This window comes from Streptomyces sp. CA2R106 (assembly GCF_037034245.1).
Taxonomy (GTDB): Bacteria; Actinomycetota; Actinomycetes; order Streptomycetales; family Streptomycetaceae; genus Actinacidiphila.
In genome coordinates this window covers 45,290-61,751 of the sequence record NZ_JBAGKC010000033.1, presented here as the reverse complement: position 1 = coordinate 61,751, position 16,462 = coordinate 45,290, and the positions used below count along the sequence as shown (strand labels likewise).

12 protein-coding genes are annotated in these 16,462 nt (G+C 72.1%); 10 read left to right on the top strand and 2 right to left on the bottom strand.

Annotated elements, in window-relative coordinates; genetic code table 11:
* Positions 1-51 precede the first annotated feature (51 nt).
* A complete protein-coding gene (locus tag WA788_RS30970; protein ID WP_335983025.1) occupies positions 52-408 on the top strand; it encodes a GrpB family protein in 357 nt (118 codons plus the stop codon).
* Between the two features lie 15 nt (positions 409-423).
* Here the strand turns inward: WA788_RS30970 and WA788_RS30965 are convergent, their stop codons facing one another.
* Positions 424-792: a VOC family protein gene (locus WA788_RS30965; RefSeq protein WP_335983023.1), complete on the bottom strand. Its 369-nt coding sequence runs from the start codon at positions 790-792 to the stop codon at positions 424-426.
* Positions 793-856: 64 nt separating this feature from the next.
* Here WA788_RS30965 and WA788_RS30960 point away from each other — a divergent pair, with 64 nt between their 5' ends.
* From WA788_RS30960 to WA788_RS30920, 9 genes are all read left to right on the top strand, one after another.
* On the top strand, positions 857-1,363 hold the full coding sequence (locus tag WA788_RS30960) for a MarR family winged helix-turn-helix transcriptional regulator (protein ID WP_335983021.1): 507 nt from the start codon (positions 857-859) through the stop codon (positions 1,361-1,363).
* A gap of 688 nt (positions 1,364-2,051) precedes the next feature.
* On the top strand, positions 2,052-4,676 hold the full coding sequence (locus WA788_RS30955; RefSeq protein WP_335983019.1) for a glutaminase domain-containing protein: 2,625 nt from the start codon (positions 2,052-2,054) through the stop codon (positions 4,674-4,676).
* Positions 4,677-4,729: 53 nt separating this feature from the next.
* Positions 4,730-7,609 carry an RICIN domain-containing protein gene (locus tag WA788_RS30950; protein ID WP_335983017.1) on the top strand — a complete coding sequence of 960 codons (2,880 nt, stop codon included), beginning with the start codon at positions 4,730-4,732 and terminating at the stop codon, positions 7,607-7,609.
* Positions 7,610-7,982: 373 nt separating this feature from the next.
* The gene (locus WA788_RS30945) at positions 7,983-9,092 is read left to right on the top strand and encodes an ABC transporter substrate-binding protein (RefSeq protein WP_335983015.1); all 1,110 of its coding nucleotides are present in this window, start codon (positions 7,983-7,985) and stop codon (positions 9,090-9,092) included.
* A gap of 112 nt (positions 9,093-9,204) precedes the next feature.
* Positions 9,205-10,782, top strand: a complete 1,578-nt coding sequence (locus WA788_RS30940) for a sugar ABC transporter ATP-binding protein (protein WP_335983013.1) — start codon at positions 9,205-9,207, stop codon at positions 10,780-10,782.
* Positions 10,779-11,744, top strand: coding sequence for an ABC transporter permease (locus tag WA788_RS30935; protein WP_335983011.1), 966 nt, complete (start codon positions 10,779-10,781; stop codon positions 11,742-11,744). The genes WA788_RS30940 and WA788_RS30935 overlap by 4 nt, the downstream gene beginning before the upstream one ends.
* A complete protein-coding gene (locus tag WA788_RS30930) occupies positions 11,741-12,766 on the top strand; it encodes an ABC transporter permease (protein WP_335983010.1) in 1,026 nt (341 codons plus the stop codon). The genes WA788_RS30935 and WA788_RS30930 overlap by 4 nt, the downstream gene beginning before the upstream one ends.
* Before the next feature lie 100 nt (positions 12,767-12,866).
* Positions 12,867-13,892, top strand: coding sequence for a LacI family DNA-binding transcriptional regulator (locus WA788_RS30925; protein ID WP_335983008.1), 1,026 nt, complete (start codon positions 12,867-12,869; stop codon positions 13,890-13,892).
* A gap of 518 nt (positions 13,893-14,410) precedes the next feature.
* Entirely contained in the window at positions 14,411-15,568 is a 1,158-nt protein-coding gene (locus WA788_RS30920; protein ID WP_335983006.1) for an aldose epimerase family protein, read from the top strand.
* Here WA788_RS30920 and WA788_RS30915 read toward each other — a convergent pair.
* Positions 15,475-16,422 (bottom strand): phosphatase PAP2 family protein, encoded by a 948-nt coding sequence (locus tag WA788_RS30915; RefSeq protein WP_335983005.1) that lies wholly within the window; start codon positions 16,420-16,422, stop codon positions 15,475-15,477. The genes WA788_RS30920 and WA788_RS30915 overlap by 94 nt on opposite strands.
* Positions 16,423-16,462: the final 40 nt, after the last annotated feature.

The following is a 16,462-nucleotide window of genomic DNA, read 5'->3' as shown; positions in this document are numbered from 1 at the left end:
TACGGCGCCAAGCCACGGAGGACGTCGCACCCGCTGCCCCCGGGGTCGGCCATGACCACCGGTCGCGGCGGGGGCCCCTTGCCGGGCACTTGGAACCGTATCGAGGTCTCCGGTGGACAGCGGTGCCGCCAACTCGTCTTCGCGCCCCCGGTCGGCGCGCGGTCGTGGAACGTCCACCTGCGGGAGGGCGCCGGAGCGAACGCCCGCTTCGCGCTGCTGTTCCGGGACTTCCTGCGGGCGGACGAGGGTGCCCGCCGGGCCTGGGGCGCCTTCAAGCAGCGGCTGGCGCTGAGCGTGCCGGACCTGGCGGACTACGGGCAGATCAAGGCTCCCGCCACGGAGGTGCTGATGGCCGCGGCTGAACGGTGGGCCGCCGCCACCGGCCGGCGCGGTCCCGCAGCGGCCTGAGCCCGTGCGCCGGGTTCACCCGCGGTCGTGGAGCGTGACCTGATATCCGTCGGGGTCGGCGAAGGTGAACGTACGGCCGAACGGCCCGTCGACGGGGGCCGAGACGATCGTCGTACCGGCCGCGGCGAGCGCGTCGTGGATGTCCTGCGCGTCGGGGGCGTGCAGCCACAGCGCCACGCCCAGGCCCGGCTGCGCGAGCGCGTCGAGGTCGACGCCGGCGACGACGTCGCGGACCGCGAACGCGATCGGCTTGGTGTCGAAGACGACCGCGTGCGGCGGCCCCGCGGCGGAGCGCTTCAGCCCCAGGTACCGCTCGTAGAAGTCGGCGGAGCGCTCCAGGTCGCGCACCTGCAGGGAAACGAAGTCGGGTCCGGTGACCGCCATGGTCCTTACCTCCTCAAAGCAATGTCAGGCTTCTGACATACCCAACGTATGTCAGACTGCTGACATGAGTCAAGGCGAGCCCGGAATCGAGCTGGACACGTCGCTGGGGTACATGCTGAAAGCGGCCTCCAGCGCCCTGCACTCCGCCATGGAGGCCGTGCTGAGCCCGCTCGGCATGACGATCACGCACTACTCGTGCCTGGAGCTGCTCTCCCAGCGCCCGGGCCTGTCCAACTCCGAGCTGGCCCGCGGCACTTTCGTCACCCGGCAGTCGATGAACGTGCTCCTGAAGTCCCTCGAACGCCAGGGACTCGTCGCCCGCGCCGCCAAGGCGCCCGTGGGCAGGGCGCTGCCCACCGAACTGACCGCCGACGGGCGCCGCCAGCTCGAGACGGCCAGCGCCGCGGTACGCCGGGTCGAACGGGCCATGCTGGCCGACCTCGACACCGGCGAACAGGATCAGATGCGGCGCCTGCTCACCAGGTGCATCGCCTCGCTGACCGCACCCCCGGCGCTCCCGGCACCTCCCGCGGCAACCCCACCAACCGCACCGGCCCGCCGGGACGGTTGAGCCCGCACACGGTCGGCCCGTCCCGCGGAGCCAAGCGCGTGGGCGGAGCCGCCTGACATCGGCCCCGCCCACGGGTCGTGGGGGCGGCGAGCAGCCCGAAAGCGCTGCTCCGCCGCCACAAGGTGACAACGTTGTCAGACTATACGCCGATCCGACCGCCGATGGATACCCCTCGACACCCTCCGCCTACGGCCCGTTCGCCACCACGGCCCCATCAGGGCCCCGCCACCGCCCCATCACGGCCCCGCCACGGCCGGACCCCGCCCCGCCCCCGGGGCCCCGTCACACCCGCGAGACCCACCACGACCACGTTTTTACTTACGTTGTAAAGCCCCCGCGGCCCGCCGGAACCCGGTCCCGCCGCACGTCGCGGGCCTGCGGCCGGACGCCAGGGACGCCAGCTCACCCCTCCCGCCCCCGCACCCACTTCTGCCCGGGGTATGGACACGCCCAACGCCAAGTGCTGTCATGCCGGTTGGCGTCATTCTTTGCAACGTTGGAACAGCACGACAGCGCTCCCCCACGGCCCGCGCCCCACCCCCCCGCGTGCCTCTGCCCCGCCTGTCCCGCCCTGCCCCACCGTCCGGCCTCGCACTGCCCCGCCCTGCTCGACTCCCGCGTCACGCCGCACCACCACGTGCCCGTCCGTCCCCCCATCTCCGCGCCCCTGCCGCAGAAACGGATCACCGTGACTTCCGACGAGACCCGCTCCCCCCGCCCCGGCCGCCGCGACCTGCTGAAATGGACCGGTGCGCTGACCGCGGCCGCCGCCACCGGCGGGTGGTTCACGGCCGGCCCGGCCGCCGCCGCGTCCCCCGCGGGCCTACCCGTCTCCGCCGCGGACGCCACAAGTGCCGCGTCCCCCGCGGCCGCCTCCACGTTCGCACCGCTGCGGCCGCCCGCGGTGCCGCTCGCGGTCCGCTCGCCGTACCTGTCCACCTGGGTGGCCGCCGACAACCTCGCCGGGACCTGGTCGAGCTTCTGGAACGGCCACGTCACCGCGCTGTGCGGACTCGCCCGGATCGACGGCACCGCCTACCTCTTCGCCGGGGCGCCGAACCTGCCGGGCGGCCCGGCGCTCACCACGATGCAGCAGGTCTCGCTCCAACTGACCGCCACCCGCTCGATCTACCGGCTCAGCGGGGGCGGGGTGACGCTGACCGTCACCTTCTTCTCGCCGGTCGACCTCGACGACCTCCAGCGCCAGTCGGTGCCGCTGTCGTACGTGACCGTGCAGGCCGAGAGCAGCGACGGGCAGGCGCACGCGGTGGATGTGCACCTGGACGTGTCGGGCGAGTGGGTGCACGGCGACACCTCGGCGCAGATCACGTGGGCGCAGCAGCAGGCCGGTTCGCTGACGGTGCTGACCGCGCAGCCGGCGAGCCCGGGGGTGCTCCAGGAGAGCGGCGACCAGGCGTCGTGGGGGCGGTTGGTGTTCGCCGCGCCGAGCGGGTCCGGGCTGACCTGGCAGATCGGGCAGGACACGGTGGTGCGGGCCGCGTCGGCGGGCAGCGGCAGGCTGGCCGGGACGGTGGACTCCGCGCAGCCGCGGGCGATCAGCGACAGGTGGCCGGTGCTCGGTCTGAACCGGGACTTCGGCACGGTGAACGCCAGTACGCCGTCGGCGGAGTTCACGGTGTCGCTGGGGCATGTCCGTACGCCCGCGGTGAGTTACCTCGGTACGCAGTTGCAGCCGTGGTGGACGCACTACTGGTCGTCGTGGACGGACATGCTCCAGTGGTTCGACGCGGACCGCGCGGCGGCGCTGTCGGCGGCGGCGGCGCTGGAGCAGCGCGTCCATGACGACGCGGTCGCGGCGGTGGGCGGCGGCACCACGGGCGACCACTACGCGGCGGTGTGCGCGCTGGCGGTGCGGCAGGCGGTGGGCGGTACGGAGTTGGCCGACCGCGGCGGCAGCCCGTGGGCCTTTTTGAAGGAGATCTCCTCCGACGGCAACATGTCGACGATCGACGTGACGTATCCGGCGTTCCCGGGGTACCTGTACCTGTCGCCGGCGTATCTGCGGCTGCTGCTGGAGCCGATGCTGGACTACGCGGAGCACGGCGGCTGGCCGAAGGACTTCGCCGAGCACGACATCGGTTCGTCGTATCCGAACGCCGCCGGGCACAACGACGGCAACGAGGAGGACATGCCGGTCGAGGAGTCGGCGGACCTGCTGATCATGGCGGCGGCGGTGGTCCAGCGGCTGCCCGCGGCGGACGGGGCGGCGTTCGCCGCCGCGCACTACCCGATCCTGCGGCAGTGGGCGGAGTACCTGGTGTCCAACGCGCTGGACCCGGGCTACCAGAACCAGACGGACGACTTCACCGGCTTCATCGCGCACAGTGCGAACCTCGCGCTCAAGGGCATCATCGGGATCGGCGCGATGGGCGTGGTGGCGCGGGCGACGGGCAACAGCTCGGATGCGGCGCGGTACGCGACGCTCTCGCGCAGCTACGTCAGCCAGTGGACGACGCTCGCGGCGGACTCCTCGGGCGCGCACCTGAAGCTCGCCTACGACCAGGACGGCACCTGGAGCCTGAAGTACAACGGCTTCGCGGACCGGTTGCTCGGCCTGGACCTGGTGCCGGTCGGCACCGCGGCGATGGAGGCGTCCTGGTACGGGGCGCACGCCGGCACGTACGGGGTGGTGCTCGACCCGCGCAACGACTACACCAAGGCCGACTGGGAGCTGTGGACGGCGGCCTGGCTCGCCGATCACGGCACGGTGCGCGACGCGCTGGTCAACGGGGTGTACGGGTACGCGAACGCGACGCCGACGCGGGTGCCGTTCAGCGACTGGTACACGGTGGCGAGCGCGGCGCAGCGGGGTTTCCAGAACCGGCCGGTGGTCGGCGGGATGTTCGCGCCGGCGCTGGCGCCGGCCGGCTCGGTGGTGGTGTGGTGCCGTATCCAGAACCGGAACTCCGGGAAGGTGCTGGCGGTTTCGGGGATGTCGCTGGCGGACTCGGCGGAGGTCACGCAGTACACCGACAACGGCACCGCGGACCATGTGTGGACGCTGCTGGACAACGGCGACGGCACGGTGCGGATCGTGAACCGCAACAGCGGGAAGGTGCTGGCGGTGCACGACCAGAGCCTGGACGACGGCGCGCATGTGCAGCAGTACCAGGACAACGGCACACCGGACCACGTCTGGCGGTTCGTCGACAACGGGGACGGCTGGTCGAAGATCGTCAATGTGCGGTCGGGGAAGCTGCTCGCCGTGGACGGCGCGTCGACCGCGGACAGCGCACAGGTCACGCAGTGGAACGACAACGGGACGACCGACCACCTGTGGCGCATGATCTGAGGCCGCGCCGCGCGCAACCCACCCCCCACTTCCCACGATCAGGGAGCATGTCCATGGATCGTCGTACCTTCCTTCGCGGCGGCGCCGTCGCCCTCGGCAGTGTGGCCTTCGCCGGCCGTATGGTCACCTCCTCCTGGGGGGCGGCCGGGGGCGGGCCGGGGGTGGTGCTGGTCGGTGACACCTCCGGCGGCGGGCTGTACCACCCGTATCCGGCGGGGCTGACCCGTACCCCGTTCCTGAAGCTGCCGACCGGGAGTGTCACCGCGTCGGGCTGGCTGGCGCAGCAACTCGCCCTGGAGGCGGACGGGATCGCCGGGCGCTATGACGAGGTGTCGCACTTCCTGGCCACCTCGACCACCGGCTGGTTCCACCCGGACCAGGTCGGCTGGGAGGAAGTGCCGTACTGGGTGCGGGGGTTGACCGCGCTGGCCGGGGTGACCGGGGATGCCGCGCTGCGGGCGAAGGCGGACACCTGGGTGAACGGCGTGCTGGCGACGGGGCAGTCCGACGGCTTCTTCGGGCCGACGAGCCTGCGCACGTCGCTGGGCGGCGGCCCGGACTTCTGGCCGTTCATGCCGATGCTCCAGGCGCTGTGCACCTACCAGGAGTACACCGGGGACAGCCGGATCGTGCCGTTCCTGACGAAGTTCTTCCAGTACCAGAACACGTTCGGCGCCTCGGCGTTCAACCAGAGCTGGGGTTCGGTGCGGTGGGCGACGACGCTGCACTCGCTGCACTGGCTGTTCGCCCGGACCGGGGACAGCGCGCTGCTGGGGCTGGCGGACAAGATCCACCAGTACAGCGCGAACTACGTCGACAACCTGCCGTCGCTGCACAACGTGAACCTGGCGCAGGGCTTCACCGAGCCGGCGTTCGCGGCGCTGCGCGGGGACGCGTCGCTGACGCAGGCGTCGTACCAGGACTACGCGACGATCCAGGGCACCTACGGGCAGTTCAGCGGCGGCGGGTTCGCCGGGGACGAGAACGCCCGGCCCGGGTACGGCGATCCGCGGCAGGGCTTCGAGACCTGCGGGATCGTGGAGTACATGCAGAGCTTCGAGTCGATGGTGCGGATGACCGGCGACCCGAGCTGGGCGGACGGCACCGAGACGCTGGCGTTCAACTCGCTGCCGGCCGCGATGGAGCCGAACCACACCTCGCTGCACTACGCGACGGCCGCCAACCAGGTGCAGTTGGACGACTACGACAAGACGCTGCACCAGTTCGACAACACCTTCTCGATGCAGGCGTATCTGCTGGGCGTGGACAAGTACCGCTGCTGCCCGCACAACTACGGGCAGGGCTGGGCGTACTTCACGGAGAACGCGTGGTTGGCGACGGCGGACAACGGCCTGGCGGCGGTGCTGTACGCGCCGACGAAGGTGACGGCGAAGGTCGGTGCCCAGGCGGCGCAGGTGACGGTCACCCAGAGCACGAACTACCCGTTCACCGACAGCGTGTCGCTGGCGCTGTCGATGACGGGCAGCGTGGCCTTCCCGCTGTATCTGCGGGTGCCGTCGTGGTGTGCCAAGCCGTCGGTGAAGGTCAACGGGGCCGCGGTGAGCGCGTCGGGCGGCGCGGGCTTCGTGGCGGTGGACCGCACCTGGAAGAACGGGGACACCGTCGCGGTGTCCTTCCCGATGGAGGTCGCCACCACCACCTGGGCGCAGAACCACGACTCGCTGTCGGTGCGGCGCGGCCCGCTGACGTACGCGCTGGAGATCGGGCAGAACTTCCTGCGCACCAATGACGCGTCCTCGCACTGGGCGGAGTACGAGGTGTTCCCGACGTCCGCGTGGAACTACGGCCTGGTGCCGGGGACCTTCACGGCGACCGCGACCGGGGCGAGCGGCAACCCGTTCACCCCGCAGGGCACGCCGGTGGCGATGACCGCGCAGGCCCGGCCGATCCCCAACTGGCTCGCGGACCAGCAGGATGTGGTGACCACGCTCCAGCCCAGCCCCGTGGCGTCCGCGGAGCCGGCCACCACGGTGACGCTGATCCCGATGGGCGCGGCCGCGCTGCGGATCACCTCCTTCCCGACGATCGGCGCGGGCGGCCGGGAGTGGCAGCTGCCGGCCACGCCGTCGGCCTCCTGGTGCTGGTCGGGCGACACCGTCAGCGCCCTCAACAGCGCGTACCCGCCGAGCAGTTCCTACGACCAGTCGCACCCGCGCTTCACCTGGTGGGACCACACCGGCAGCAGCGAGTGGGTGCAGTACAGCTACTCCGCTCCGGTGACGGTCTCGGGCGCGTCGGTGTACTGGTACGACGACACCGGGCACGGCCAGTGCCGGGTGCCGGCGTCCTGGCATGTGGAGTACCAGGCGGCGGACGGGTCCTGGCAGCCGGTGTCCGGCGCGGGCGCGTACGGCACGGCGGTCGACGCCTTCAACCCGGTGGCGTTCACGCCGGTGCGCACCACGGCGGTGCGGGTGGTGGCGCAGCTCGCCGCCGGGGTGTCGGCGGGCATCCTCCAGTGGGATGTGACGGCTCGTCAGGCCGTGGTGGACGGCGGCACCTGGTACCGGGTGCAGAACAAGAACAGCGGCAAGGTGCTCGGGGTCGACGGCATGTCGACGGCCGACAGCGCGAACGTCGTGCAGTTCGCCGACAACGGCACCGCCGACCACGACTGGCGGTTCACCGCGGTGGGCGACAACCGCTTCACGATCACCAACCGCAACAGCGGGCTGCTGCTGGCGGTCGCGGGCGCCTCGCGCGCTGACAGCGCGCAGGTGCAGCAGTACCACGACAACGGCACGGCCGACCACTACTGGCAGCTGCTCGACAACGGAGACGGCTGGTTCCGGATTCGCAACGGCAACAGCGGTCTGGTGCTGGGTGTCGACGGTATGTCGACTTCCGACAGTGCGCGGGTGGTGCAGTTCGAGGACAGCCGTACCGACGACCACCTGTGGCGCTTCGTGTAGTTCGCGGTTCCTCCCGGGTGCGGGAGGGGGGAGCGCCGGCGGTGGAGGCACCACCGCCGGCGCCCGTCAGTGGGTCGCACCTCGGCGGCACACGGCGACGCGTACGGCGGGGTCACACGGCGTACAACGATGTAAAGCCGAGCAGGGAAATGACAGCATGTCAGTGCGGCCATGTCCAGCCCGCGTACCGAAGTTTCCCCGGTTCAGCCGGGATCGTACCGGACTCTTGACACGTGGTCGTCAATCCCGCAGGGTCCTCTACATCGTTGTAAAGGACGGGCTTTCCGGCCGTCTTCGTGCCGCCCCGCTCCGCACTGCACCTCTGCGCTCCGCCCCCTGTTTCTTCCCGTATCCACGAGGATGTGATCGGCGCATGAACGTCTCCTTCCGGGCCAGAACCGCTGCCGCGGTGCTCACCGTCGGCCTGTGCCTCGCCGCGAGCGCCTGCACCAACTCCGGCAACGACTCGTCCGGTTCGGACAAGGCCGCGGCCTCGGGCAACACCGCGGCCGCCCAGCAGACCGACTCCCCCACCGCCTCCGGCGGTACCGCCTGCACCTACCAGACCTACGGCGGCGGGGTGCCGAAGCTGGACATCACCGACGGCAAGACGATCGTCGGGTTCTCCCAGTCCGAGTCGACCAGCAACCCGTTCCGCGCCACCGAGACCAAGAGCATCGAGGCCGAGGCGAAGGCCAAGGGCGTCAAGCTGATCGAGCGGAACGCCAACGCGGACGTCAACGCGCAGAACTCGCAGATCGAGGACATGATCGCGCAGGGCGCCAAGGTGCTGATCGTGGCGCCGGAGAACTCCGACGGGCTCGGCCCGGCGCTGGCCAAGGCGAAGTCGAAGAAGATCCCGGTGCTCACCATCGACCGCACCGTCACCGGCACCGCCTGCGGCGACTTCATCTCCTTCATCGGCTCGGACTTCTACGGGCAGGCCCAGATCGCCGCCGACGACCTCGGCACGGCGACCGGCGGCACCGCCCACGTCGCGGTCCTCACCGGCACCCCGGGCAACAACGTCTCCACCGACCGCACCAAGGGCTTCAACGACGAGGTCAAGAAGAAGTACCCGAACATCAAGGTGGTCGCCTCGCAGACCGCCAACTTCACCCAGACCGACGGCCAGAAGGTGATGGAGCAGCTGCTCCAGGCGCACTCCGACATCAACGCGGTCTACGCGGAGAACGACGAGATGGCGCTCGGCGCGCTCCAGGCGATCAAGTCCGCCGGCAAGACCCCGGGCAAGGACATCAAGGTCGTCTCCATCGACGGCACCCAGCAGGCCGTCCAGGACGTCGCGTCCGGCGCGCTGGTCGCGGACATCGAGACCAACCCGCGGTTCGGCCCGCTGGCCATCTCGTCGCTGGAGAACTTCTACGGCACCGCCGGCGTGTCGGCCGACGTCATCATCAAGGACGGCCACTTCACCTCGGACAACGCCAAGCAGGCGCTCGCCCAGGGCCTGGTGTACTGACGCCCCGCGCGGTCCGGCCGGGTCCGGGCCAGGGCCTGCCTGTGGCCCGGCCCCGCCGCGTACCGCCCCCACGCCCAGCCGTTGCGCACAACTCCCCACGAGGAGGAAGACGTTGGTCCAGCAGGACCCGGACCCCCGCAGCGCCGCCATCCTGGAGGTGGCCGGGGTCGACAAGAGCTTCGCGGGCGTCCACGCCCTGCGCGAGGTGGACTTCACGCTGCGGCCCGCCGAGGTGCACGCCCTGATCGGCGAGAACGGCGCGGGCAAGTCCACCCTCATCAAGGTGATGACCGGCGTACACCGCCCCGACGCCGGCACCGTACGGCTCGCCGGCCGGGAGCGGGACTTCCGCAACCCGCTGGAGGCCCAGGCGGCCGGCATCTCCACCATCTACCAGGAGGTCAACCTCGTCCCGCTGATGTCGGTGGCGCGCAACCTCTTCCTCGGCCGCGAGCCGCGCCGCTTCGGGCTGGTCGACCACGGCCGGATGAACCGCGAGGCGGCGCGGGAGCTGGGCCGCTTCGGGGTGCGGGTCGACGTCACCCGGCCGCTGCGCACCCTGGGCCTGGGCGCCCAGCAGATGGTGGCGCTGGCCCGGGCGGTACAGATCGACGCCCGCGTGGTGATCATGGACGAGCCGACCTCGTCGCTGGAGCCGAAGGAGGTCGAGACCCTCTTCTCGGTGATCCGCGGCCTGAAGGAGCAGGGCATCGCGGTGGTGTACGTCAGCCACCGGCTCGACGAGCTGTACGCGGTGTGCGACCAGGTCACCGTCATGCGCGACGGCCGCGTGGTCCACACCGGGCCGATCGCGGGCCTGGAGCGCCTGAAACTGGTGTCGCTGATGCTCGGCCGGGAGATGTCCGCGGTCCGCGACAAGGGCACCACCGCCTTCGACTCCGACGGACACGAGCGCCAGGACGGCCAACCCCTCCTGCGTGCAATGGATCTGACGGTCCGGCACAAACTGCACGGGGTCTCTCTGGATGTGCACCCCGGTGAAGTCGTCGGCCTCGGCGGGCTGTTGGGCGCCGGCCGCAGCGAGACCGCCAAGGCGGTCATCGGGGCGCTGGCCACCGAGGAGGGCACCGTCGAGGTCGAGGGCAGCGCGATGCACCGGCGCAGCCCGGCCGCCGCGATCCGCGCGGGCGTGGTGATGCTGCCGGAGGACCGCAAGGCGGAGGGGGTGATCCCGAACCTGTCGGTGCGGGAGAACATCTCGCTCGCCGCGCTGCCGCGGCTGTCCCGGGCGGGGCTGGTCTCTCAGGCCAAGCAGGACGAGATCGTCACGTTCTTCATGGAGCGGCTGCGGATCAAGGCGTCCGGCCCGGACCAGAAGGTCGGCGACCTGTCCGGCGGCAACCAGCAGAAGGTATTGCTGGCCCGCTGGCTGTGCCTGAACCCGAAGGTGCTGCTGCTGGACGAGCCGACCCGCGGCATCGACGTCGGCGCCAAGGCCGAGGTGCAGGGCCTGATCGACGAACTCGCCCGCGACGGGCTGGGCGTGCTGCTGATCTCCTCCGACCTGGAGGAGCTGATCGAGGGCTCGGACCGGGTGGTGATCCTCAAGGACGGCCGCGTCGTCGGGCACCTGTCCGGGGACGACGTCACCGAGGACGGCCTGCTGGACGCGCTCGCCACCGCGCCGGAGCAGGCCCCGCCCGCCGCACCGAAGGAGACCCCCGCATGACCTCCCTGACCTGGCCGGGCGCGGCCCTGGACCGGGGCCGCCTGCTGCGGCTGCTCCAGCAGTACGGCGTGTACGCCGCGCTGGTCGTCCTGTTCGCCGTCGCGGTGGGCCTGGACGGGAACTTCCTGTCCACCAGCAACATCCGGGTGCAGCTGTACCAGGTTGCCCCGACCCTGCTGGTCGCGCTCGGCATGTCCCTGGTGATCGGCACCGAGGGCATCGACCTGTCGGTGGGCGCCACGATCGCGCTGGCCGCCTCCGTGGTGCCGCTGTACGCCGGGTACGGCCTGTTCGCCGCGCTCGCGGTCGCGCTGCTGCTGGGCGCGGCCACCGGCGCGCTCGGCGGCGCCATGGTCGCCTTCGCCCGGGTCCAGCCGATCGTGGCGACGCTGTCGCTGATGATCGGGGTCCGCGGCCTGGCCGAGATCGTCAACGGCAACTCGGCCAAGCCGATCACCCAGTCCGGGCTGGTCGACCTCGGCTCGCGCACCGTCGGCGGGGTTCCCGAGATGGCCTGGATCGCCGGGGTGTGCGCGCTGCTGACCGGGCTGCTGGTGCGGCGCACCACCTTCGGCCGGCAGCTCGTCGCCATCGGCGACAACCGGCAGGCGAGCCGGCTGTCCGGACTGCCGGTACGGCGGGTGCTGATCACCGTCTACATCCTGTCGGGTGTGCTCGCCGCGCTCGCGGGCGTGCTGATCGTCGGCCACGGCGCGGAGGCCGACCCGGCCAACCAGGGCCTGAACATGGAACTGGACGCCATCACCGCGGTCGTGGTCGGCGGCACCCCGCTGTCCGGCGGCCGGGTGCGGGTGCTGGGCACCGTCGCCGGCGCGCTGTTCATGCAGCTGATCACCGCGGTGCTCACCCAGCACAACGTGCACACCTCCTACACCCAGATCGTCGAGGCCGCGATCATCTGCTTCGCGGTGTACGCCTCCCAGGAGCGAGGGACCCGATGACTTCCACCGCCCTCCAGCCGTCCGCGGTGCCGCCGCCGCCCGCCGTGCCCGACGACGGGCCGGCCGCGCGGGTCCCGGTCCGCGAGCGGATCGCCTCCCAGGTGCAGCGGCACGGCGCGCTGGCCGTGCTGGTCCTGGTGGTCGTCATCGCCTCGGCGACCTCCTCGACCTTCCCGACCTGGAACAACATCAGCAGCATCCTCGGCAACAACGCCTTCGTGTGGCTGCTGGCGCTCGGCATGACGTTCGTCATCATCACCGGCGGCATCGACCTGTCGGTCGGCTCGATGTTCGCGCTCGGCGGGGTGCTCGGCGCCTACGGTTCACGGCACGGCACCTGGCTGGCGATCCTGCTGCCGCTGGCGGTCGGCGCGGTCTGGGGCACGGTGCAGGGGCTGCTGATCGCGTACGCGCGGATGGCGCCGTTCATCGTCTCGCTCGTCGGACTGCTGGGCCTGCGCGGGCTGTTGCAGGCGGTCACCAACGAGGGCGCCACCACCTACCTGGTGCCGGCCCACTCCTGGTTCCGGCACCTGGGCGCGGGCACCTGGACCCCGGTGCTGATCGTGGCGGCGCTCTTCGCGCTCGGCGCGGTGCTGCTGACCCGCACCCGGTTCGGCGCCACCCTCACCGCGCTGGGCGGCAACGAACACGCGGCGCGGCTGATGGGCCTGCCGGTCGCCCGGGCGAAGGTGCTGGTCTACCTGCTGTCCGGCACCCTCGCCGCGGGCGCGGGCGCGCTGGGCGGCGCCCGGCTCGGCTCGGGCGTGACCACCATCGGCGTCGGCTACGAACTGACCGCCATCGCCTCGGTGGTGATCGGCGGCACCCTGCTCACCGGCGGCGCCGGCTCGGTCGGCGGCACGGTCAGCGGCGTGCTGCTGCTGGCGGTGATCCACAATCTGATCGACCACTATTTCTCGCAGTACGGATCGGCCTTCACCGACACCGTCAACGGCGGCTTCCTGGCCGTCGTGGTACTGCTACAGACACTGCTGAGCCGGACCCAGCAACTGGAGTGAGGCCGCCGCGCCGCAGCGGGGCGGCACCACCGCGGACCGGGGGCCGGCACCGACCCGAGCCGGACCGCGACGCAACCGGTCCGACCGAGAGAGGATTTCCGTGGGCGTCAGCCTGAAGGATGTCGCGCTGCGCGCCGGCGTGTCCGTGAAGACAGTCTCCAACGTGGTGAACGACTACCCCCACGTCACGCCCGGCACCAGACGGCGGGTCCAGCAGGCGATCGACGAACTCGGCTACCGGCCCAACCTCACCGCCCGCCACCTGCGCAAGGGCCGCACCGGCATCATCACGCTGGCGGTGCCCGAACTCGGCAACCCCTACTTCGCGGAGGTGGCCGGCGCGGTGATCGACGCGGCGGCCCGGCACGAACTGACGGTGCTGCTCGACCACACCGCCGGGCTGCGCGAGAAGGAGGTGCTGGTCTCGCAGGGGTTCCGCTCGCACGTCATCGACGGGCTGATCCTCAGCCCGATCCGACTGGAGAGCGAGGACCTGCTCTCCCGCCCGGAGGGCCCGCCGATGGTGCTGCTCGGCGAGCGGGAGTACGACGCCCCGTACGACCACATCATGATCGACAACGTGGGGGCGGCCCGCAGCGCCGTGCGGCACCTGCTGGACATCGGCCGGCGCCGGATCGCGTTCCTCGGCGCCCGCCGGGAGAGCGCGCGGCAGCCGGCCCACCTGCGGCTGCGCGGCTGGCGGGAGGCGATCACCGGCGCGGGGCTCGCCCCCGACGAGTCGATGGTCGCGGCCACCGAGGGGTACGACCGGGCCGACGGCGCCGCGGCGATGGCCGCGCTGCTGGACCGCGAGGACCGGCCCGACGCGGTGTTCGCCTACAACGACCTGATCGCGCTCGGCGCGATGCGCACCCTGGTCGAACGCGGCCTGCGGGTGCCCGAGGACATCGCCGTGGTGGGCTTCGACGACATCGAGGAGAGCCGCTTCGGCATGGTCTCGCTGACCACGGTCGCCCCGGACAAGGCCGCGCTGGCCCAACTGGCGGTGGACTGCCTGGTGGAGCGGATCACGATCGCCGGCGGCACCGAACCCCCCAGCCCCCGCCGTATCCTCCCCGGCTACCGGCTGATCGTCCGCGAGTCGACGTCGGTGCGAAGAAGCTAGGCCGTGTCCGACACATAGCGTTGTCCCGCCCGAAGGGCGGGGGCTGACCGGGGCCGGTGCGCCCCCATGGCCTTCGGCAGGGGAGGTGCCCCGCGATCGCACGGCGGAGGGTGGGTCGTTCCCCGGCGAAGCTCCGGGGAACAGAGCGCAGCGGGCCGCGCCCACGACCGGCAACGCCGGGGGCGCCTCCCGCCGAAGGCAGGGGCAGAGCGTGCGTGCCGGCCCCCGTCGGCTGGGGGCACCCCCATGCCCCCTTGGCCATGGGGGCGGGATGTGTCGGACACGGCCTGGGGTCGCGGCCTGCGGCGCAGGTCACGGCCTGCGCCGCGGGTCCGTATCCGGGGGAGCGCCCCCGGGCCGCCGGGGGCACCCCGGTAGGCTCGGGCCGAGGGCGACCTCGACCGGGCCCACCGCCGCGCCCACCACCAGTCCCGCCCGACCGCCGCCGGGCCACGCCGTCCGCGTGCCGCGGCCAGGCGGCGGCACGCCCTCCCACCGACCCTCGTCACAGGATGACCATGCCCTCTCACTCCCCCGCGCCCGCTTCCACCGCCGCCCTGCGCAGCGCCCCCTTCGGCACCGCACCGGGAGGTGACGCCGTCGAGTGCTGGACGCTGGACTCGGGCACCGGGGTGCGCGCCGAAGTCCTCACCTACGGCGCCGTCCTGCGCTCCCTGACGGTGCCGGACACCGCCGGCCGCACCGCCGACGTGGTGCTCGGCCTGCCGACGCTCGCCGACTACACCGCCGAACAGCCCTACCTGGGGGCGGTCGTCGGCCGCTACGCCAACCGCCTCGCGCACGGCCGCTTCACCCTGGACGGCCAGGACCACCAGGTGCCGCTCAACGACCGCGGCCACGCCCTGCACGGCGGCCCGGACGGCTTCGACCGCCGGGTCTGGCAGGCCGGGCCGGCCGACGGCAACGGCCCGGACGCGGCGGCGCTGCGGCTGACCCTGCACAGCCCGGACGGCGACATGGGCTTCCCCGGCGCGCTCGACGTCGAGGTGGTCTACCGGCTGACCCCCGACGGCACGCTGAGCATCGACTACCGGGCCCGTACCGACCGGGCCACGCACCTGAACCTCACCAACCACGCCTACTTCAACCTCGCGGGCGCGGGCAGCGGCGACATCCTCGGCCACACCCTGCAACTGCACTCCGCCGCCTATCTGCCGGTCTCCGCGCAGTCGGTGCCGCTCGGCCCGGTCGAGCCCACCGCGGGCACCCCGTTCGACTTCACCGCCGCCCACCCGATCGGCGAGCGCATCGGCGAGTCCCATGTGCAGCTCACCGACGCCGGCGGCTACGACCACTGCTGGGTGCTGGCCGCCCCTGAGGCGGGCCGGCCGCCACTGCCGGCCGCACGGCTCACCGACCCGGCCAGCGGGCGCTGCCTGGAGGTGTGGACCACCGAACCCGGCATCCAGGTCTACACCGGCAACTCACTGGACGGCGCGCTCAAGGGCGCGGACGGCCGGGCGTACGGGCGGCACGGCGCGGTCTGCCTGGAGACGCAGCACTACCCGGACGCGCCGAACCGGCCGGAGTACCCGAGCACGGTGCTGCGGCCCGACGGGCTCTACCGCAGCCGCACCGAGTTCCGCTTCCCCCACCTGCCGGTGTCCGACGGCTCGTCCGCGGCCCCGCGCGCCGAGGGTACGGACGCCAGGTAGCCGTCGCCGTCCGCGGGTCCGTCCGCGCCGCCCGAGGCCCGCAGCCTCGGGTAGGCGCGGCGGCCGAACAGCAGCCGCTGGAGGAAGAAGCCGATCGCGAGGGTGACCGCACCGGCCACCGCGTCGGCGAAGAAGTGGTTGGCGGTGGAGATGATCACCACGAACGTCGCCAGCGGGTAGCAGATGCCGAGCACCCGCAGCCAGGTCCAGCGCGCCAGGAAGAACAGCGTCAGCCCGCACCACGCGGACCAGACGATGTGCACCGACGGCATCGCCGCGTACTGGTTGGAGACCGTGGAGACGTGCCCGGAGTCCCAGGAGCCGTGGGTGTGGTGGGCGACGATCGTGTCGATGAAGCCCTCGGACCGCAGGAACCGCGGCGGCGCCAGCGCGAAGAAGGTGAAGCCGACCAGCGCCAGGCAGGTCGCGGTGTACAGCGCGGTGCGGGCCGCCCGGTAGTGCTGCGGGCGGCGCGCGTACAGCCAGATCAGCACCGCGGGGGTGACCGCGAAGTGCAGCGTGGCGTAGTAGTAGTTCATGCCGACCGTCAGCCAGCTGACCTTGTCCACCGCGTGGTTGAGGCTCAGCTCGAAGTCGACGTGCAGCAGCCGCTCGAAGTGCAGGACCTCGCGGGCGCGGTGCAGCGCCTGGGTCTTCTCCCGCGGGACGTAGCGGCGGGTGCGGCTGTAGGCGAGGTACAGGGCGACGGTGAAGGCGAGTTCGAGCAGCAGCCGGGGCCGGTTGCGCGGGCGCATCCGGGCGGGCAGCAGCGGGAAGCGCCGTACGGCGGCGGGCCGCTCGTCCGGATCGGCGGCGGCCACGGGGCTCGTGGAGCCCTCCGCGGTGGCGGTCACCTGGCACCCCCGGCGCCGGCCGCGGCCCGCCGACGTGCCC